An 18,384-nucleotide genomic window follows, 5' to 3' on the forward strand; every position below is an offset into this window, starting at 1 on the left:
TATACTAATTACAATAATACAAGTATTAAGTATGTCACTAATACAAAAGGGGTTGCAAATATGAAGACAAAAGTTGCGATTAATGGGTTTGGAAGAATTGGAAGGATGGTTTTTAGAAAAGCGATCCTTGAAAATAAACTTGATGTTGTAGCCATAAACGCTAGTTATCCCGCAGAAACATTAGCACATCTACTTAAATATGATACTAATCATGGACCATTTCAAGGAGATGTTATTCCTTTAGATGAAGAGTTACTTGTAAATGGAAAAAGGATAAAACTATTGAGCAGTCGTAATCCAGAGGAACTTCCATGGAGAGAGCTTGGGATTGAGATTGTTATCGAAGCTACTGGGAAGTTTAATGCCCGTGAAGCGGCTGCATTACATTTAGAAGCAGGAGCAAAGAAAGTGATTTTAACTGCTCCGGGAAAAAATGAGGACGTTACAATTGTCATGGGTGTAAATGAGGAAATGTTAGATGTTAATGTTCATGACATTATCTCCAATGCGTCATGTACAACCAACTGTCTAGCACCAGTTGCAAAGGTATTAGACGATAAGTTTGGAATTGAATGCGGATTAATGACCACGATTCATGCCTATACAAATGATCAAAAAAATATTGATAACCCTCATAAAGATTTACGAAGGGCTCGTGCATGCGGTCAATCAATCATTCCAACGACAACAGGGGCAGCGAAAGCCATTTCTTTAGTTTTACCTCAGTTAAAAGGGAAATTACATGGTATGTCACTTCGTGTACCTACACCAAACGTTTCACTAGTTGATTTAGTAGTGGATCTAAAGCAAGATGTGACGGTCGATGAAGTCAATCATGCCCTTATGGAAGCAGCAAATGGACCATTAAAAGGTATTTTGGATTTCACGATGGAACCGTTAGTATCTGTTGATTTTAATACGAATGAGCATTCTGCCATCATTGACGGTTTATCCACTATGGTGATGGGCACAAGAAAAGTAAAGGTTTTGGCATGGTATGATAATGAATGGGGCTATTCGTCACGTGTGGTAGATCTCACTCTGTTGGTTGCTCAGCAAATAGCAAAGTCCTCAGAGTTAAAGGTTGGGTAAATAAAGCGCAAAAAAAGCTGTCGATTTGACAGCTTTTTTTTGTGTGCTATCTTGTGCCATTTTGGTGAAATAGGCATAAAATAGCTTTGTTGAATTTATTAACAAATGGATGACAAAGCCCGTCCTAATAAAGTTTTTTATATTGATAGGTTGCAAAAAAAATATAAACAAAGTATACTAGTCATCGTGAACTTCTTGAAATTAGGTAGCGATTAATTACTTAAAGGGTTAGGACCTCTCTGGACTAACTTTCCCCCGTGGTAGTTATAAGATACCGTCAATACATGATTTCAAGAAAGAACAAAAAGGTTAGAGGGGGAAAATGAATATGGAAACAATGGGACGTCACGTGATCTCTGAGTTATGGGGATGCGACTTTGAAAAACTAAACGATATGAATTTTATTGAAACGACTTTTGTTGAAGCAGCTCTTAAATCTGGGGCAGAAATCCGTGAAGTAGCATTTCATAAATTTGCTCCACAAGGTGTGAGTGGTGTCGTCATTATTTCCGAATCACATCTAACTATTCACAGCTTCCCTGAACATGGATACGCCAGCATTGATGTCTTCACTTGCGGCGATTTGAATCCTAATGTTGCAGCAGATTATATTGCTGAGGCATTAAATGCCCAAACACGTGAAAATATTGAAATTCCACGCGGCATGGGTCCTGTCCATGTAAAACAGGCAAAAATACTATAATCTATAAACATAATTGGTGAGAGGTGTATCTAAACATACACCTCTTTTTATATTTTGACCAAAAATGTTGTACAATAAAACAAAAGACAATTGGGGAGGAAAAGTATGGCTATGTTAGGTAACTTATTTGTTCGATTTAAGCAGCAAATTGAGACTTCAGACAAAATTGCTGACGATTCTTTAAAAACGCATTATTATAAGGCAAAGTTTAACCAAGTTTTCGATTCAGTTGAAAAGTTATTTCATGAAGATGCCGATTGCCAAGTAACAACCGTTTCTAAGGATCATGGAGAAATTGCTATTGAAATCAATAAACCAATTAAATGCTTTCTGATTGTTACCATTGTCTCTGTAAAACCAATGGAAACCGCAGTAGACTTTAATATTTCATCTGAAAAAATTTCGATTCTCGGCACCTATCCTGCTTTAAAAAAGCGGATTATTTCTTATTACGAGCGAATTAATCAATTACATAACTTCGTAGGAATAAAAAACTCCTAATACTTACTTGTATAAAGATATTCTTTTTTATAAGATGAAAGTAAGCGTTTAGTTCGGAAGCTACAGTGTAGATTTGGAGTTGATTACAATGAAATGCCCTTCTTGTCAAAATTATGGAACACGTGTCCTTGATTCCAGGCCTGTTGATGAAGGCCGGGCCACACGGAGGAGACGCGAATGTGAGGAATGTGGGTATCGTTTTACTACATTTGAGAAGATTGAAGAGATCCCGTTAATTGTAGTCAAAAAAGAAGGTACCAGAGAAGAGTTCAGTCGTGATAAAATCTTAAGAGGCTTGATAAAAGCTTGTGAGAAGCGGCCTGTGGCCTTAAAGGAACTAGAAGATATAACCCACGGTGTTGAAAAAGACCTGCGCAGTCAGGGGGTCTCTGAAATAAAAAGTGAAGCCATAGGTGAAATGGTAATGGACAGGCTAGCGCACGTGGACGAAGTTGCCTATGTCAGATTCGCATCTGTTTATCGACAATTTAAGGATATCAATGTTTTTATTGATGAATTAAAAGAATTAATAAAAAAAGAAAAATCGTAAGAGCTAAATAGGTTTTTGGCTCTTTTTGACTTTATAACAGGGGAAGGTTGTAGTATTATGGCGCAGCATTGGCAGGAAATTCTTCCTATTGACCGTTATATCGTAACTGCTGATGGGCTACTGCATGATTATGACCGGAAAGTGCTGACGTTTTTATATCAGCCTTTGATTGGTTCAACTTGCTTTAGTTTATATATGACTCTCTGGGCAGAGGTAGAGGAAAACCGTTTATGGTCTGAGTCCTCCACACACCATCTGTTGATGAATCTCTTAGAGATGAACTTAAAGGACATTTTCGAAGCAAGGTTAAAGTTAGAAGGCATAGGTTTGTTAAATACCCGTGTCAAAACAGATGAAGGAGGCAGGTCGTTTTTATATGAACTTCGTCCTCCATTAAGTCCCCAACAATTCTTTTTAGATGGGATGCTAAATATTTATCTTTACCGAAAGATCGGAAAAACCCATTTTTCACGGTTGAAACGCTTTTTTAGTGACCAACAAAAGCCGAATGAAGATGAGTATGTTGATGTTACTAAAGCCTTTCAGGATGTGTTTGCTTCAGCTGCACCAGGCAGTATGCAATATATACATGGGATTTCTGAAGAGTTACATGAGGAAGAAAATCAGCAGTTTATTGGCCGTTCGGATTCCAATCCGATTCAAATCGGTTTGGACACGTTTGATTTTGATATGTTGGCAGCCGGGCTGAATGAGTCACTCGTTCCGAAAAAAGCATTAACGCCAAAAGTAAAAGCAGTGATTAGTAATCTTGCATTTCTATATCAAATCTCCCCATTAGAAATGAAGAATTTCATCTTAGGCGCTATTAACGAACATGATGAGATTGACATTGAAGACTTAAGAAAAGGTGCTCGGGATTGGTATCAGTTTGTTAATTATGACCAGTTACCAAGTCTTATTAACCGAACCCAGCCTATTGTCCACCAAACTCAAATCACTGAACCGAAAACTCCGGAAGAGAAATTAATCCGTTCTTACGAAACGACCCCGCCGCTTATCGTTTTTAAAGAATTCTCAGGCGGAGTAGAGCCTTCGAATGCCAATTTGAAGACATTAGAAGAAATTATGATTAAATATAAACTGCCACCGGGTGTTGTCAATGTTTTAATTGAAGTGGCAATGAGAAAGACGGACATGAAATTTACCAAGGGTTTTGTGGAGACTATTGCTAGTCATTGGGCAAGGAAGCAGGTTAAAACGGTGAAGGAAGCAATGGAACTTGCGAAAAATGAAGAACACAAGGCAACCGAGAGTAAAAAAACGGGGAAATCAACTAGTAAAAAGCCGATACGGACAGAGTTAATCCCAGATTGGTTTGATGAGGGCACTAAGGACACAAGTAAAGAGCCTTCGCAGGGAACTAATAATGAGGTCGAAGCAAAGAAACGGGCAATTGAAGAAAAATTAAAAGCGTTCCGCAAATAGGGGGTGCCGTAGTTGGAGAAAATCAATAAAACCTTAAATAGATTGGCTTCAAATGAAAGTTTTCAAAAACGATATGAACAACAGCGAATGCAAGTCCTGCAAAATCCTGATGTTAAAGCATTTCTGTCACAGAATCAAGAGGCTATTGATTCTGTGATGATTGATAAAAGTATGAGTAAACTGTATGAGTACATCAATCAAAGCAAGGATTGCAATAAATGTGAATCCCTTGATGGCTGCATCAATTTTATGAAGGGGTATCACCCTGATTTGGTTTTAGCTCGGAATTCTATCGATGTCGTGTATAAACAATGTCCTCGAAAAATTATGGCTGACGAAAAGAAGAAAAATGAGAAGTTGATCAAGAGTTTATATGTCCCTAGAGATATCTTGGAAGCCTCCTTTGAGGAATTTGAAGCGGACACTGGCCGACTCGATGCCGGCGATCAAGCTGCAACGTTCTTAATGAATTATGAGGCAGGAAATAAGCCAAAAGGTCTTTATCTTTATGGGAAATTCGGTGTGGGGAAATCTTATTTATTAGGTGCAATTGCCAACGAATTGGCGAAGAAACAAATTTCTTCGATGATTGTCTATGTGCCAGAATTGTTGCGAGAGATGAAAGGGTCAATCGCGGATTCCACATTGAATGAAAAAATTGAAGCATTAAAAAAAGAACCCATCCTTATGCTTGATGATATTGGCGCTGAAGCTGTATCAAGTTGGACGAGGGACGAGGTGCTTGGCCCCATTCTACAATTTAGAATGCTTGAGAGTCTTCCTACATTTTTTACATCAAACTTTGACTTTAAAGGGCTTGAGCATCATTTAACCTACAGTCAGAGGGGCGAAGAGGAGAAGATGAAGGCAAGACGAATCATGGAGCGGATTCGTTCCTTGAGTGTGCCTGTGATGGTCGAGGGACCAAACAGAAGGTAATTTAAATCAATGTAAGTAGTATTAGGATTGTCGTAAACAAGTCGGCAGTCCTTTTTCTATCCTTTTTTTCTGTAAATAACAAAAGCATGTACCAGCTAACTTCTATTTTAGCCAAGTCCCCCATATATATTAATACAAAGATTGGCTTAAAGGGGGGATTCGGTTGGCGGAAATCATCTTCCAAAGCAAGTTGGATGCTGAAAAATTTTATGACCACTTGCTGAAGTACTTACCAAATAATCATGACAAAGAAACTATTCTTCTAATTGAAGATCGACATATAGTAAAATTTTTTGGCAGTATGATATCGGTTGAAATTTCTAGAATTGTTAAACATGCTTTTTATGAATTCATTACGATCATAAAGAGGGATGATTGGTTTAGGGAAATATTAAAAGGCCATTATTTCTACAATGAATATGAAGAACAGCAGCAAATTATCGAGATTATTGATTCCATCCTCGAAGGTCAACGAGAAGACCTGTCTATTTTTTTAAACGATACAAATGAAGAGAGACAGATCAAATCTGCAATCGACCATATTTTTCAAGATAATATCTCTTTTTCGTTTGACTCGTTCCTTAAATTTCGTTTACGTCCGTATTTACAGTCCTTGCAAGGGTATGTCGAGATTGCGATTGATGAATATAAAATGGAGCAAGAATATCAAATATTCGTGCAGATGCTCCGTGAGTTCTTGGTGAATCGTGAACCAAAAATGGAGGTGCTCCACTTATTGTTTGATGAGGAAATCACCTTTTATAATGAGCAGTTTGTCGAAATGAAACGTGCTGAATTAACAAGAATGATTGACCGTAAACTACTAGTAAATCATCCTGTCTATGTCGACTCAGCATCAATTGCCCCATTATTATCACTTGCGCCTACAACTATTTTTTTGTATACAAAGGACCCGGATGAGCCCTTAGTAAGGACTATTAAAAATATTTTTGAAGAAAGAGTAACCATTAAATCATTTGCTGCACTAAGAGATGTGAATAAATGGGCAGAGAATCAGCAATCTTCTGAAAATCAGGCTTGAAAAGAGGAATTGTGTGAAAATTTGTCTTATTAGGTTGATGTCTCTTGATTTTTCAAAAATTAATCATTATAATTGCATACATAGTATAGTCATAGTAAAAGTGATGATAAGGATAACAGTATTTTTTACGGTTTCTAGAGAGGGAGGACATGGCTGAAAGCCTCCTAACACGAAAATAATACTTACCACCTTTAAACTTCAGCAGTGAACGCTTCATGTCTTCATGCGGTTAGTAATTGACTGACGGCTCTCGACCGTTAACAGACCAAAGTCATTTTCAAAGTGTCATTATGTGAAAATGAAAAATTGGGTGGAACCACGTGTTTATCAAAACTCGTCCCTTTTCCAGGGACGGGTTTTTTTATTTTTTTGTTGTGTTAAAGAATAATGTTGATTTTGGAACTCTGTTGATTGGAGTGGAAGGCACGAAGACTCCTGCGGGAGTACGGGGCAGGGGAGACCCCGCAGGCGCTAAAAGCGCTGAGGAGGCTCCCCGGCACGCCCGCGGAAAGCGAAGTGCCTGGAACGGAAATCAACAGACTAGTTTAACACAGCCTATTTTTTAAAAGCGGATTTTTGGGCAAAAATTGACCCGAAACGCTTATTTCAAAGGAGGAATTACCATGTCAGACGTTGTTAAGATTTCGTTTCCAGATGGGGCAGTAAAGGAGTTCCCACAAGGAACAACAACGGAAGATATTGCCGCATCCATCAGCCCAGGCCTAAAGAAAAAAGCGATTGCCGGCAAATGGAACGGACAGTTGTTTGATCTTCGCCGTCCAATTAATGAAGACGGTTCAATAGAAATCGTCGTCCCAGATTCCGATGATGCGTTAGAAATTTTACGCCACAGTACTGCGCATTTGATGGCACAGGCTGTTAGAAGACTTTATCCGGGTGTGAATTTAGGTGTTGGACCTGTTATCGAAGGTGGATTTTATTATGATATGGACCTTGAAGAATCATTAACTCCAGAAGATCTGCCAAAGATTGAAAAAGAAATGGCCCGAATCGTTAATGAAAATATTGAAATTGTCCGCAAAGAAGTAAGCCGGGCGGAGGCTGTTCAGCTTTTTAAAGAAGCAGGTGACCCTTATAAACTGGAATTAATTGAGGCTATTCCTGATGAGGAAACAGTGACAATTTACGAACAAGGTGATTTCTTTGACCTTTGCCGCGGAGTCCATGTCCCATCAACAGGTAAAATCAAAGAATTTAAGCTGTTAAACATTGCAGGTGCTTATTGGCGCGGTGACAGCAAAAATAAAATGCTGCAGCGCGTTTATGGAACAGCCTTTTTCAAGAAAGAAGACTTAGCGGAACACCTTCGCTTACTTGAAGAAGCGAAAGAACGTGACCACCGTAAAATTGGGAAAGAGTTAAACCTTTTCACTAGCAATCAATTGGTAGGACAAGGATTACCGTTATGGCTTCCAAAGGGTGCAACTATCCGTCGGGTGGTTGAACGTTACATTGTTGATAAAGAACAACGACTGGGCTATGACCATGTATACACTCCAATTATGGGCAGTGTCGATTTATATAAGACTTCAGGACACTGGGATCATTACCAAGAAGATATGTTCCCAGTAATGGATATGGATAACGAGCAATTAGTTCTTCGTCCGATGAACTGTCCGCATCATATGATGGTGTACAAAAACAGCATCCACAGCTATCGTGAGCTGCCAATTCGAATCGCAGAACTTGGAACAATGCATCGTTATGAAATGTCTGGTGCACTTTCAGGACTACAGCGTGTTCGTGGAATGACATTAAATGATGCACATATCTTCGTTCGACCTGACCAAATTAAAGATGAATTCAAACGGGTTGTGAACCTCGTTTTAGCCGTATACAAGGACTTTGATATTAATGACTATTCCTTCCGCCTTTCTTACCGTGACCCGCAAGATACTGAAAAGTATTTTGACGATGACGCAATGTGGGAAAAAGCCCAAGGAATGCTGAAGGAAGCAATGGATGACCTTGGTCTTGATTATTATGAGGCAGAAGGAGAAGCAGCCTTCTACGGTCCTAAGCTTGACGTTCAAGTGAAAACAGCACTAGGAAAAGACGAAACACTATCAACTGTACAATTGGACTTCTTATTACCAGAACGTTTTGATTTAACATATGTGGGTGAGGACGGTAAACCGCATCGTCCTGTTGTAATCCACCGTGGTGTTGTATCAACAATGGAACGATTTGTTGCCTTCTTAATTGAAGAATATAAAGGTGCTTTCCCTACTTGGCTCGCTCCGGTACAGGTGCAGGTCATTCCTGTTTCTCCTGGTGTGCATTATGATTATGCGAAACAAGTTCAAGAACAGCTTCAAAATGAAGGTATTCGTGTTGAATTGGATGGCCGTGATGAAAAAATCGGTTATAAAATCCGTGAAGCACAAATGCAAAAAATACCATATATGCTTGTTGTTGGGGATAAAGAAGTCGAAAATCAGGCAGTTAATGTCCGCAAATATGGCGAGCAAAACTCAGAAACAAAGCCATTCTCAGACTTTTTAACTTCATTAATTGCTGAAGTGAAAAGAGGATAAACAGTAGAAAGAGAGGTTCGCCTCTCTTTTTGTTTGAAAAAAACTATTGAATAATTATTTATTTCTTGCTAAAATAAATTTCGTTGTCAAAGAAAAATAGTTCATTTGACATTGTATCTTTGCTTATGTTATATTTACTAAGGTGAAAAATTGAATACTTGTTTTTGGGAAAAGAAGAAGCACCCGCTTCTCACCTGATTGACGCGAATAGAGCAGTTAGCAGGTTTTACTTGAACTTTTTGGTTTGATTACTTTTGTTCTGTAAAGTGTGGGTGCATTCATCCGCACTTTTTTGTTTGTGCACTTATAGCACTGCTAAAAAGTTTTATACCTGTGGATTCTTGTATAGCGTTTTACGTTAAGGTTTGAAAGGGCTCGTAATGATTTTCTTGACCATGACGTTGTATTCGTGATAAAACCTTGGAGGTGGCTAATTATTAGCAAAGACATGTTATTAAATGAGGGCATTCGCGCTCGCGAAATTCGCCTAATTGATCAAAATGGCGAGCAGTTAGGGATTAAAACCAAAACTGAAGCCTTAGAGATTGCCGGAAGAGTGAACCTAGATTTGGTGCTTGTAGCACCAAATGCAAAGCCTCCAGTCGGCAGAATTATGGACTATGGCAAATTTAAATTCGAGCAGCAAAAGAAAGAAAAAGAAGCTCGTAAGAATCAAAAAATCATCACCACTAAAGAAGTTCGTCTCAGCCCGACAATTGATGAGCATGACTTTAATACAAAGTTACGCAATGCAATTAAGTTCTTAGAAAAAGGCGACAAGGTAAAAGCGTCCATCCGTTTCAAGGGCCGGGCGATTACCCATAAAGAAATTGGTCAACGTGTGTTAGACCGTTTTTCAGAGGCGTGCAAGGAAGTTGCAACGATTGAATCACATCCAAAAATGGATGGTCGTAGCATGTTCCTAGTTTTAGCACCTAAAACCGACAAGTAATAAGGAGGATATCCCAATGCCAAAAATGAAAACTCACCGTGGCGCTGCAAAGCGTTTTAAAAGAACTGGTTCAGGTAAATTAAAACGTGACCATGCTTATACAAGCCACTTATTTGCTAACAAATCTACTAAAGCAAAGCGTAAGCTTCGCAAAGCATCACTTGTTTCTAAAGGTGATTTCAAACGCATTCGTCAAATGTTAACTTACATGAAGTAAAAATTAAGTGATCGATTTATATATTGGAGGGAAATTAAATGCCACGTGTAAAAGGCGGTACAGTTACGCGCAAACGTCGTAAAAAAGTTCTTAAATTAGCAAAAGGTTATTTCGGTTCAAAACATACATTATATAAAGTAGCTAACCAACAAGTTATGAAATCTTTAATGTATGCTTTCCGCGATCGTCGCCAGAAAAAACGCGACTTCCGCAAACTTTGGATTACTCGTATCAATGCAGCAGCACGTATGAACGGTCTTTCTTACAGCCGTTTAATGCATGGCTTAAAGCTTGCTGGTATCGAAGTAAACCGCAAGATGCTTGCTGAATTAGCAGTAAGCGATGCAAACGCATTTGCTGAATTAGCAAATGTTGCAAAACAAAACATTAACAAGTAATTTGAAATATATCAGCCATTCTCTTATGAGGATGGCTTTTTCTATAGAGGGGGGTACTGGGGATGAAAATATGGTTAGCGGTCTATTTTATCATGAATATGGCGGGGCTCGTGATTATGTGGGAGGATAAGAGGCGGGCTAAAAAGCATGAGTACAGAATAAGCGAGCGGACCTTATGGCTAGTGGCATTATTTGGAGGTGCTGTTGGTACGACTGCAGGCATGCAACTTTATCGACATAAAACGAAGCATACTTCATTTAAGATTGGTTTTCCGGTTCTTGCAGTGATTGAGTTAGTTCTGTTAATCAAGTTTTTACTATAAAAGTTGCATCTTGGGGGCTAAGCAATGGATGCGCAATCAATTAAGTTACATAAAAATTTCTTGAAAAGAGGTTCAAAATGGAATATCAATTGAAAGTTAAATTAATAGACGATGAGGCTGTATTACCCCATCGAGCATATGAAGGTGATGCTGGCTTAGATTTATTTTCTATTGAAGAAAAAATAATCAAAGCAGGGGATGCGGGCTTAATAAGAACGGGTATACAAATTGAATTACCTAAAGGAACGGAGGCGCAGATTAGGCCAAGAAGTGGTCTAGCCTTAAAACACTCTATAACTGTGCTTAATAGTCCGGGGACTATTGATGAAGGGTACCGAGGGGAAATAAAAATTATCCTTATTAATCATGGGAAAGAAGATTTTACAATTGAAAAACAAATGAGAATTGCCCAAATGGTTATTGCCCCAGTCTTAAAAGTTAACCTTATTGAAACAGAAATATTAGCGGATACGGGCAGATCAGAAGGTGGATTCGGTTCTTCCGGTATATAAAAGTATGATTGGACATTTTCATTAGAAATTGGACTTTGCAGCTTCCAACTTCTTTAAAAAGGTGAGAATGTCCATTTCATATTTTTTGATAGTAAAAATTAGTATGGTCCCCCTTTAATACCAAATCATTAGACAAATGATCGGATAATTACCATAATACTCAATGCTAAGCCAATTAATGAAAGAATAGAAAAAACAACTAGTTCTTTTATTTCCCTTTTTCGTATTAAACGTAAAGCTTCCCATGAAAAGATTAAAACGAAGGTAAAAATCACTAAAAAAATCTTAAACATTTTCCAATCCTTTTTATGAAGTATTTCTTCACTTACTTAAGCCGATTCTTCTTACATAAACTTTTGATTTGATATTTACTTCTACTTGTGAAAACTCATGGTTCCAATTCTTTTTATAAAATGTATTCCATGCTTTTGGATATTCTCTGTAAACGGCTTGGCCAAATCCAAATATGTCTGATTGAAAATCTTTTTGAGCCTTATTTACTACTAATTGAATTCGACCCTTAATCTCCTTTTCAATATTTTTTTGGATCTCTTCAATTACTTTTGGATTAAATAATACTAGCTTTGAAGTATTTTCAATTGCACTCATTTCTGAGGTAACATTAACTGTAATTTTCATTTGTCCATGGTCATGATGAGGAAGGATTTTTGTTTTTGATCCAATAATATCAAGACTAATATTTCCCCCGCCTTTTTCCTTTGGGACTTTAATAGTAATGACACCTCCTTCAATTTCATTACGAAGCCATAAAATTCCCCGGGTTTCAGTTTCATCCATCCAACCTATTAGCTTGTCTTTTTTAAATACGGCAGCCCCATTAATAGACTGTATTTTTCCTGATTCATTTTCTGTATCTACTTCTACTGAAGTTAATTTATACTGAGGGGCATATGGTTCTAATCCGTCTGTAAGAAGCATGTTTAAAAAATCCCTGACATAAACCTTTAAACCTACACTTAGTTTTGCAAGTTCCTTCGTTTCCTCTGCTGAAACACTTTCTAAATTTGGCATGTTTTTAATAACTTCGGAAGCCGCTCCTTCTGTAAACATAATAAAACTGTTCATTCGAGGTTGATGGAATCTTGTATAAAAGTCAATAATATTAAAAATTCCCTTTCTAGCTAAAGACTCACTGATTAACAAGACCCTGCTTTGAGAAAAGAATACACGTCTCGATAGCTTCATTTGTAACTTTCGGTACGCTTCAGAAACCGTGACACCTTTCTCTGAAATGACAAATGTACTGCGATCTTTTCCTCCTCCACTACTTGCTCCAGCTGGTCCTAGCTTAGTTGGTATAGCCACTTGAAGGGTTAAGCGAATCATATTCTCTTCAACAAGGTCTAATCCAATCGCAGTAACAATGGCAATATCATTCACTTCAATCCGGTTCCAACATCCTGTAAGCAAAAAAACGGTTATGACTCCTAATAGCAGTTTTCTAATCACCTTCATAATCCCATCCCGTCCTTTTAAACGAACTAGTTTTTACGGTTGCGGGGACTTAATCTCCTCAAATTCCTTTTTCCTGTTTGTTCTGGCCGTTCATTCATCCTCCACCAAGGGGCACGAACAAAAACATCTTTAAGGTTGTTAAAATTAAGTGGGGCAACAGGGGCCAAATAAGGAACACCAAAGGAGCGCAGTTGGACAAGGTGTACTAAAATAAAGAAAACTCCTAATAAGATTCCATAAAACCCTAATGTTGCGGATAAAAAAATCATTAAAAACCGAAGGAGCCGAATAGCTCCAGTTAGGGTATAACTAGGAAACATAAACGATGCAATGCCTGTAGTGGATACAACAATAACTAATGGAGCGGAAACAATCCCCGCCTCAACAGCAGCTTGACCGATTACTAATGCTCCAACAATACTAACTGTTGATCCAATCGGCCGCGGCAGCCGTAAACCAGCTTCACGCAGTGCTTCAAAGGTTATTTCCATTAATAGGGCTTCGATAACCGCCGGAAAGGGCACTTTTTCCCGTGAAGCTGCAACACTAAACAAAAGATTGGTTGGCAGTAATTCCTGATGGAAGGTAGTCACAGCGATATAAATGGAGGGAAACAATAGTGCAACCAATAAAAATAAATAGCGGATGAATCGAATAAAGGTTGCCATAATAAACTTTCCATAATAGTCTTCAGGGGAACTCATCATTTGGAAAAATGTCACAGGAACCACAAGAGCAAAAGGGCTATTTTCAACGATAATCCCAATTCTGCCTTCAAGAAGGTTACCGACCACTCGATCCGGCCGTTCAGTTTGCAATATTTGCGGAAACACTGAGAAAGGATGATCCTCAATAAGCTCCACAATATAGCCGCTGTCCTCAATCGCATCAATATTAATCTGGTTTAATCTGCTGCGAACTTCTTCTATGATTGAATGTTGGGCAATTCCATCAAGATAAGTAATGACTACTTCAGTTTGGGAAAGGTTCCCAATCTGTATACTTTCGAATTTAAGCTTTGTTGTTTTTAAACGTCTACGAATCATACTTGTATTGGTCCGGATATTTTCAGTAAAGCCTTCTCTTGGTCCTAAAACGACCGCCTCGGATAGGGGTTCTTCAATGGAGCGCTTTTCCCATGCTTGTTCACTAATAAAAAGGAATTGTTTATATCCATTAATCAATAAAACAGTATCACCTAACAAAATATGATTAATCACTTCCTGCAGTGTTTCCCCTTGTTTCACTTGAGCTGAACTTAGTTCTTCTATGATGGTCTCAATTGTCGGTTTAGGGTTATTTAGGAATGCATTATTGTTTTTGAGTAAAGGAGTGATGACGTTTAATTCAATTCTTTCTATACCCACTAATCCATCGAGATAAAAAATCATAGCCGAGTAGGTAGAATTTATTAGAAGTTCACGATATTTGAAATCTGAAGCCCCTTCAAAATAATGCTTTACCTGTAAAAAATCTTCCTGAAGAAATCCTGATAATTGATCGTTTCCTTTTTCCTCAAGAGTTTTGTCTCGGTTTTGATTTTGGAAAGTCGAATATAATTTTTTAATCCGTCTTAAAGTTTTCAATGAACGTACCACCCTTATTGATTAAAATGAGACTATAAAAGGCCCAATTTTTTTCGAATCATTGCGGTAAATAGTAATAAAATCGGCACAATGATTTGTAATAGAGTTAAGAAATATGGAACAAAAAACTTAAATCCAAAATCTATATGTTCAACATAATTAGATGAGGATATTAGTGACAAGGGGGTAATAATTAACCCTAGTGATATCAGTACGGAACGAGTTTGTTTTAATTTGAATAATTGAGATATGGCAACGGAAGCACCGAATGTAAATCCTCCCACCTTAAAAAATACACCTGCTACCATCATTAAAATAACAAGGGCATCAAACCGCTCAAGAAAGTCTGCAACAGAAACCATTTGAGTTGCAGCAAGCAGGGTAAAAAGATCTCTGCTGTAAATTTCCGGTCCTAGCGTAGAAAGCATCATAATAGAATTAATTGTTAATAGGATTCCTCCGATTACTAGAGCAGACAATCCTATCTTTCTTATATGTTTTTTATTGCTTAAAAAAGGAAAAAACATCATAATGACAATGGTTTCGCCAAAAGGGAAGTTTATGGCAGTTGGAATTGCTTTTTTCAATAAAGGTTGTACTCCATTACCTAAAACAGGAGTTAGATTTTTTAGATCAAATGGTTCAACGCTAAATAAGAGAAGCCAAATCAGGATAAGTGCAAAAATATAGATAGGAAAGATGATTTCCGCCATTCGCCCCAAAGTCTCTACTCCGCCCAGCAAACAATAGATCATTAACACCATAAAGCTTCCTATTACTACTAAGATTGGGGTTTCAGTTAAGATGGTTGTGACAATCAGATCCCCCAATTCTCTGCACGCTCTTGCGGCAGAATAGGTAAAATGCACAATATAAAGCAGGATTACCGGATAGGAAAGAAATCTTCCGATTATCTTTGGCAGCATCTGAACGAGTGTATCCCCTGAATAATAGGTTGATAATTGAGTATAAACAACCATTAATATTAGACTGGATCCCATGCCGATAAGGATATAGATCCATGCATCCTGCTTCGTGTCAGCCCCTAAACCCAGAATCATCGCCGTCCCTAATACATAGCCTGCCATTAAATAAACAAGCTGGATTGCACTAATTTTTTCCTTAATCATTAATTTATCTCCCTTTTGAAATAAGAAAAGCTTTTGCTATACAAAAAAAACCGTTCCTAACAAAGTATTCCTTTTTTTTTAATATTCTCCATAGATATACATGTTATCCATGAAGCCTAGATTCCATGAACTTCTTAAAGATTCAAAGGGTGCCGAGTTATTTCATCCAATCAGGCTAAATTTGTAACTGAACAATATCCTTCTGTATAATAAAATTGTACCTATAAAAAATGGGGGCGAAATAATGACAAAACTAGATGAAACCTTGATGATGTTAAAAGAGTTAACAGATGCCAAAGGAATTCCTGGTAATGAGCGTGAAGTTCGCGAAGTTATGAAAAAATACATAGAACCATTTGCGGATGAACTCACAACCGATGGACTTGGCAGTTTAATTGCCAAAAAGGTAGGGAAAGAAGGCGGCCCGAAAATTATGGTCGCAGGTCATTTGGATGAAGTTGGTTTCATGATTACACAAATTGATGACAAAGGTTTTCTTCGTTTTCAACCAGTTGGCGGCTGGTGGGGTCAGGTTATGCTCGCCCAGCGTGTAACGATCGTGTCGAGCAAGGGAGATGTAACCGGGATTATCGGTTCTAAGCCGCCGCATATTTTATCACCAGAAGCACGCAAGAAACCTGTTGAAATTAAGGACATGTTTATTGATGTAGGTGCTTCAAGTCGTGAGGAAGTCACGGAGTGGGGCGTTCGTCCAGGCGATATGGTTGTTCCATATTTTGAATTCACTGTTATGAATAATGAAAAAATGTTATTAGCTAAAGCCTGGGATAACCGGATTGGCTGTGCCATTGCTATTGATGTGTTGAAGCAGCTGAAAGGTGTAGACCATCCTAATGTTGTCTATGGTGTTGGTAATGTTCAAGAAGAGGTTGGTTTGCGTGGTGCCAAGACGGCAACGACTAAAATTAAACCTGATATCGGCTTTGCAGTTGATGTGGGTATTGCCGGCGATACACCGGGAGTTTCTGAAAGAGAAGCCATGAGTAAAATGGGTAAGGGACCACAAGTTGTTATCTATGATGCTTCACTTGTAGCCCATAAAGGATTGCGCGATTTAGTAACCGACACAGCTGATGAACTGAACATTCCTTATCAGTTTGAATCAATACCTGGAGGCGGTACGGATGCAGGGTCAATCCATTTGACACATAATGGGGTTCCAGCGATGGCGATTACGATTGCGACTAGATATATCCATTCTCATGCCGCGATGCTCCATCGTGATGATTATGAAAACGCGGTGAAACTGATTGTGGAAGTCATCAAGCGTTTAGACCGTGAGACGGTTGATAAAATTACGTTTGAATAACTTATTATGGGGTCCCCGGTAGAATTTTGCCGGGGATTTTTTATTCGAGTTTTTGAATCGCTGATTGAAAGGTGATATTCGCCGATTGAGAGGTGAAATTCGCTGATTGAGCATGGAAATTCGCCGATTGAATGCCCGAATTCGCTGATTAAGCATGAAAATTCGCCGATTGAATGCCCAAATTCGCTGATTGAAACCAAAAATTCGCCGATTGAGTGTCTAAATTGCTGATATTCTTTATATATCAACATTAAAACATTTATTATTAGATCCAATTTTGCTGAAAGTTTAAATCTTTACAGAAAAAAGCTGTCAACCTTAACCGATTGACAGCCCCAGAACCAACAAATGACTACTTTAACCCACTTTCAAGAGTAGCGAGCATTTCTTTTTTCTCTTCTTCGGATGAGTTTTTCCAAATGATTTCAAATAATACGCCGAGACCCGGGAGCATTTTTTCTTCTCCGTTTTGAATCGCATCAACAATCGTATCTTCTAATTGGTCTTGTGTATTCCCAGCAACATTGTGAACAATCGCGTTACGTAAATTTAAATTCATGTATATGCACTCCTTTTTATCCTGTATTACTTTAATATGTTTTCTATTTTTGGTTTTATTATGTATTTTTATTAGGCTATAATATAAAAATCATCGTTATTGTAAAAGGAGAGCGGGTTTTGAAGCATATAGAATCAATCAATAATCCCAAAGTTAAACAATGGAAAAAACTGTTAACAAAAAAAGAACGGGATAGGTCAGGAACATTTTTAGTGGAAGGCTTCCATTTAGTTGAAGAAGCCCTGAAACAAGGGGAACAAATTTTAGAAATCATTGTTTCTGAAAAAGTGGATTTACCTTCAAGATGGGATGCTGGTTCCACGCCAGTTACACAAGTTACGGAAGAGATATCGAATTCCTTAACCGATACGGAAGCACCACAGGGAATTTATGCCGTCTGCCGAATCGCAGCTCCGGAAATACGTAATGCAAAAACCTACCTGTTCATTGACGCGGTTCAGGACCCGGGCAATCTAGGCACTATGATTCGTACCGCTGATGCAGCGGGGATTGACGCTGTTGTGGTGGGACGTGGAAGTGTGGATATTTTCAACTCTAAGGTCCTTAGGTCTGCACAAGGAAGTCATTTTCACCTGCCGATAATTAGAGGGGACCTTCATGAATGGATGGACAAACTGCAGGAAAAAAATATTCCTGTTTACGGTACAGCACTTGAAGGGGCCTCTGCATATACTGATATTTCCACAGGTGATTCGTTTGCCTTGATTGTTGGAAATGAAGGAAATGGTGTGGGTAAAGATATTCTTGCAAGTACAACAGCGAACCTTTATATCCCCATTTACGGGAAGAGTGAGTCATTAAATGTGGCCGTGGCGACAGGGATCCTGCTTTATTATTTGAAAAAATAGGCGTAAACTAGTTTGACCTTGTGTAGAGAATTATTATATAATAATGAACAATATGGAATATTAAATGACGATGACGGAGAAAAGTATCTTATTTAAAGCTATTTAGGGAGAAAGTGCCGTGACTGAAAGCACTTTTATGGCAAGGATAAGAGAAGTTCACCTCCTGAGTTGGCATCGGGACCACGATTAAAAGCAATAGCA

Annotated in this window: 20 protein-coding genes and 2 other annotated features (1 of these 22 cut by a window edge); of the genes, 16 read left to right on the forward strand and 4 right to left on the reverse strand. The window is 38.3% G+C overall.

The genetic code is table 11. The annotated features are described in order from the left end of the window. The first annotated feature begins 60 nt into the window (after positions 1-60). The 14 genes from M3610_RS15430 to dut all read left to right on the forward strand — a co-directional run bounded on the left by M3610_RS15430 (position 61) and on the right by dut (position 11,233). Positions 61-1,092: a glyceraldehyde-3-phosphate dehydrogenase gene (locus M3610_RS15430; protein WP_098574362.1), complete on the forward strand. Its 1,032-nt coding sequence runs from the start codon at positions 61-63 to the stop codon at positions 1,090-1,092. A gap of 328 nt (positions 1,093-1,420) precedes the next feature. Continuing rightward, positions 1,421-1,795, forward strand: a complete 375-nt coding sequence (gene speD, locus M3610_RS15435) for an adenosylmethionine decarboxylase (RefSeq protein ID WP_251460263.1) — start codon at positions 1,421-1,423, stop codon at positions 1,793-1,795. Positions 1,796-1,900: 105 nt separating this feature from the next. Further along, complete coding sequence (locus tag M3610_RS15440; RefSeq protein ID WP_098574356.1) at positions 1,901-2,296, forward strand: hypothetical protein; 396 nt, start codon at positions 1,901-1,903, stop codon at positions 2,294-2,296. An 88-nt stretch (positions 2,297-2,384) separates the two neighbouring features. Continuing rightward, entirely contained in the window at positions 2,385-2,846 is a 462-nt protein-coding gene (gene nrdR, locus M3610_RS15445; protein ID WP_098574354.1) for a transcriptional regulator NrdR, read from the forward strand. A 57-nt stretch (positions 2,847-2,903) separates the two neighbouring features. Continuing rightward, positions 2,904-4,292 carry a replication initiation and membrane attachment family protein gene (locus tag M3610_RS15450; protein ID WP_251460265.1) on the forward strand — a complete coding sequence of 463 codons (1,389 nt, stop codon included), beginning with the start codon at positions 2,904-2,906 and terminating at the stop codon, positions 4,290-4,292. 12 nt (positions 4,293-4,304) lie between these two features. Next, the gene (dnaI, locus tag M3610_RS15455) at positions 4,305-5,231 is read left to right on the forward strand and encodes a primosomal protein DnaI (protein ID WP_098574350.1); all 927 of its coding nucleotides are present in this window, start codon (positions 4,305-4,307) and stop codon (positions 5,229-5,231) included. Between the two features lie 163 nt (positions 5,232-5,394). After that, positions 5,395-6,273 (forward strand): putative sporulation protein YtxC, encoded by an 879-nt coding sequence (ytxC, locus tag M3610_RS15460; protein ID WP_251460267.1) that lies wholly within the window; start codon positions 5,395-5,397, stop codon positions 6,271-6,273. Between the two features lie 320 nt (positions 6,274-6,593). Continuing rightward, positions 6,594-6,839 (forward strand): hypothetical protein, encoded by a 246-nt coding sequence (locus tag M3610_RS15465; RefSeq protein WP_251460269.1) that lies wholly within the window; start codon positions 6,594-6,596, stop codon positions 6,837-6,839. A gap of 57 nt (positions 6,840-6,896) precedes the next feature. After that, positions 6,897-8,831 carry a threonine--tRNA ligase gene (gene thrS / locus M3610_RS15470; RefSeq protein WP_251460270.1) on the forward strand — a complete coding sequence of 645 codons (1,935 nt, stop codon included), beginning with the start codon at positions 6,897-6,899 and terminating at the stop codon, positions 8,829-8,831. 165 nt (positions 8,832-8,996) lie between these two features. Further along, positions 8,997-9,131, forward strand: a sequence feature (ribosomal protein L20 leader region). A 148-nt stretch (positions 9,132-9,279) separates the two neighbouring features. Next, entirely contained in the window at positions 9,280-9,783 is a 504-nt protein-coding gene (gene infC / locus M3610_RS15475; RefSeq protein ID WP_142333006.1) for a translation initiation factor IF-3, read from the forward strand. A 16-nt stretch (positions 9,784-9,799) separates the two neighbouring features. Next, on the forward strand, positions 9,800-10,000 hold the full coding sequence (rpmI, locus tag M3610_RS15480) for a 50S ribosomal protein L35 (protein WP_251460272.1): 201 nt from the start codon (positions 9,800-9,802) through the stop codon (positions 9,998-10,000). A 38-nt stretch (positions 10,001-10,038) separates the two neighbouring features. Continuing rightward, positions 10,039-10,398 carry a 50S ribosomal protein L20 gene (gene rplT / locus M3610_RS15485; RefSeq protein ID WP_026563363.1) on the forward strand — a complete coding sequence of 120 codons (360 nt, stop codon included), beginning with the start codon at positions 10,039-10,041 and terminating at the stop codon, positions 10,396-10,398. A gap of 62 nt (positions 10,399-10,460) precedes the next feature. After that, on the forward strand, positions 10,461-10,721 hold the full coding sequence (locus M3610_RS15490) for a DUF1294 domain-containing protein (RefSeq protein WP_251460274.1): 261 nt from the start codon (positions 10,461-10,463) through the stop codon (positions 10,719-10,721). 77 nt (positions 10,722-10,798) lie between these two features. Then, complete coding sequence (gene dut / locus M3610_RS15495; RefSeq protein WP_098574339.1) at positions 10,799-11,233, forward strand: dUTP diphosphatase; 435 nt, start codon at positions 10,799-10,801, stop codon at positions 11,231-11,233. A gap of 321 nt (positions 11,234-11,554) precedes the next feature. On the opposite strand, the gene M3610_RS15500 is transcribed toward dut, so the two are convergent. Genes M3610_RS15500 through M3610_RS15510 form a run of 3 tightly spaced genes read right to left on the reverse strand, consistent with a single transcriptional unit; the run spans position 11,555 to position 15,425 of the window. Continuing rightward, positions 11,555-12,709 carry a Ger(x)C family spore germination protein gene (locus M3610_RS15500; protein WP_251460276.1) on the reverse strand — a complete coding sequence of 385 codons (1,155 nt, stop codon included), beginning with the start codon at positions 12,707-12,709 and terminating at the stop codon, positions 11,555-11,557. Positions 12,710-12,735: 26 nt separating this feature from the next. Beyond that, positions 12,736-14,295 (reverse strand): spore germination protein, encoded by a 1,560-nt coding sequence (locus tag M3610_RS15505; RefSeq protein ID WP_251460278.1) that lies wholly within the window; start codon positions 14,293-14,295, stop codon positions 12,736-12,738. A 32-nt stretch (positions 14,296-14,327) separates the two neighbouring features. After that, positions 14,328-15,425 (reverse strand): GerAB/ArcD/ProY family transporter, encoded by a 1,098-nt coding sequence (locus M3610_RS15510; RefSeq protein ID WP_251460280.1) that lies wholly within the window; start codon positions 15,423-15,425, stop codon positions 14,328-14,330. A gap of 244 nt (positions 15,426-15,669) precedes the next feature. On the opposite strand from M3610_RS15510, the gene M3610_RS15515 reads away from it, so the two are divergent. Further along, a complete protein-coding gene (locus M3610_RS15515; protein ID WP_251460282.1) occupies positions 15,670-16,755 on the forward strand; it encodes a M42 family metallopeptidase in 1,086 nt (361 codons plus the stop codon). Between the two features lie 352 nt (positions 16,756-17,107). Here M3610_RS15515 and sspI read toward each other — a convergent pair whose 3' ends face one another. Further along, entirely contained in the window at positions 17,108-17,314 is a 207-nt protein-coding gene (sspI, locus tag M3610_RS15520; RefSeq protein WP_098574329.1) for a small acid-soluble spore protein SspI, read from the reverse strand. Between the two features lie 119 nt (positions 17,315-17,433). Here sspI and M3610_RS15525 point away from each other — a divergent pair, with 119 nt between their 5' ends. Next, entirely contained in the window at positions 17,434-18,183 is a 750-nt protein-coding gene (locus M3610_RS15525; protein WP_251460284.1) for a TrmH family RNA methyltransferase, read from the forward strand. 61 nt (positions 18,184-18,244) lie between these two features. Further along, positions 18,245-18,384, forward strand: a binding site (T-box leader); it runs 129 nt beyond the window's last position.

The organism is Neobacillus sp. MER 74, assembly GCF_023714155.1.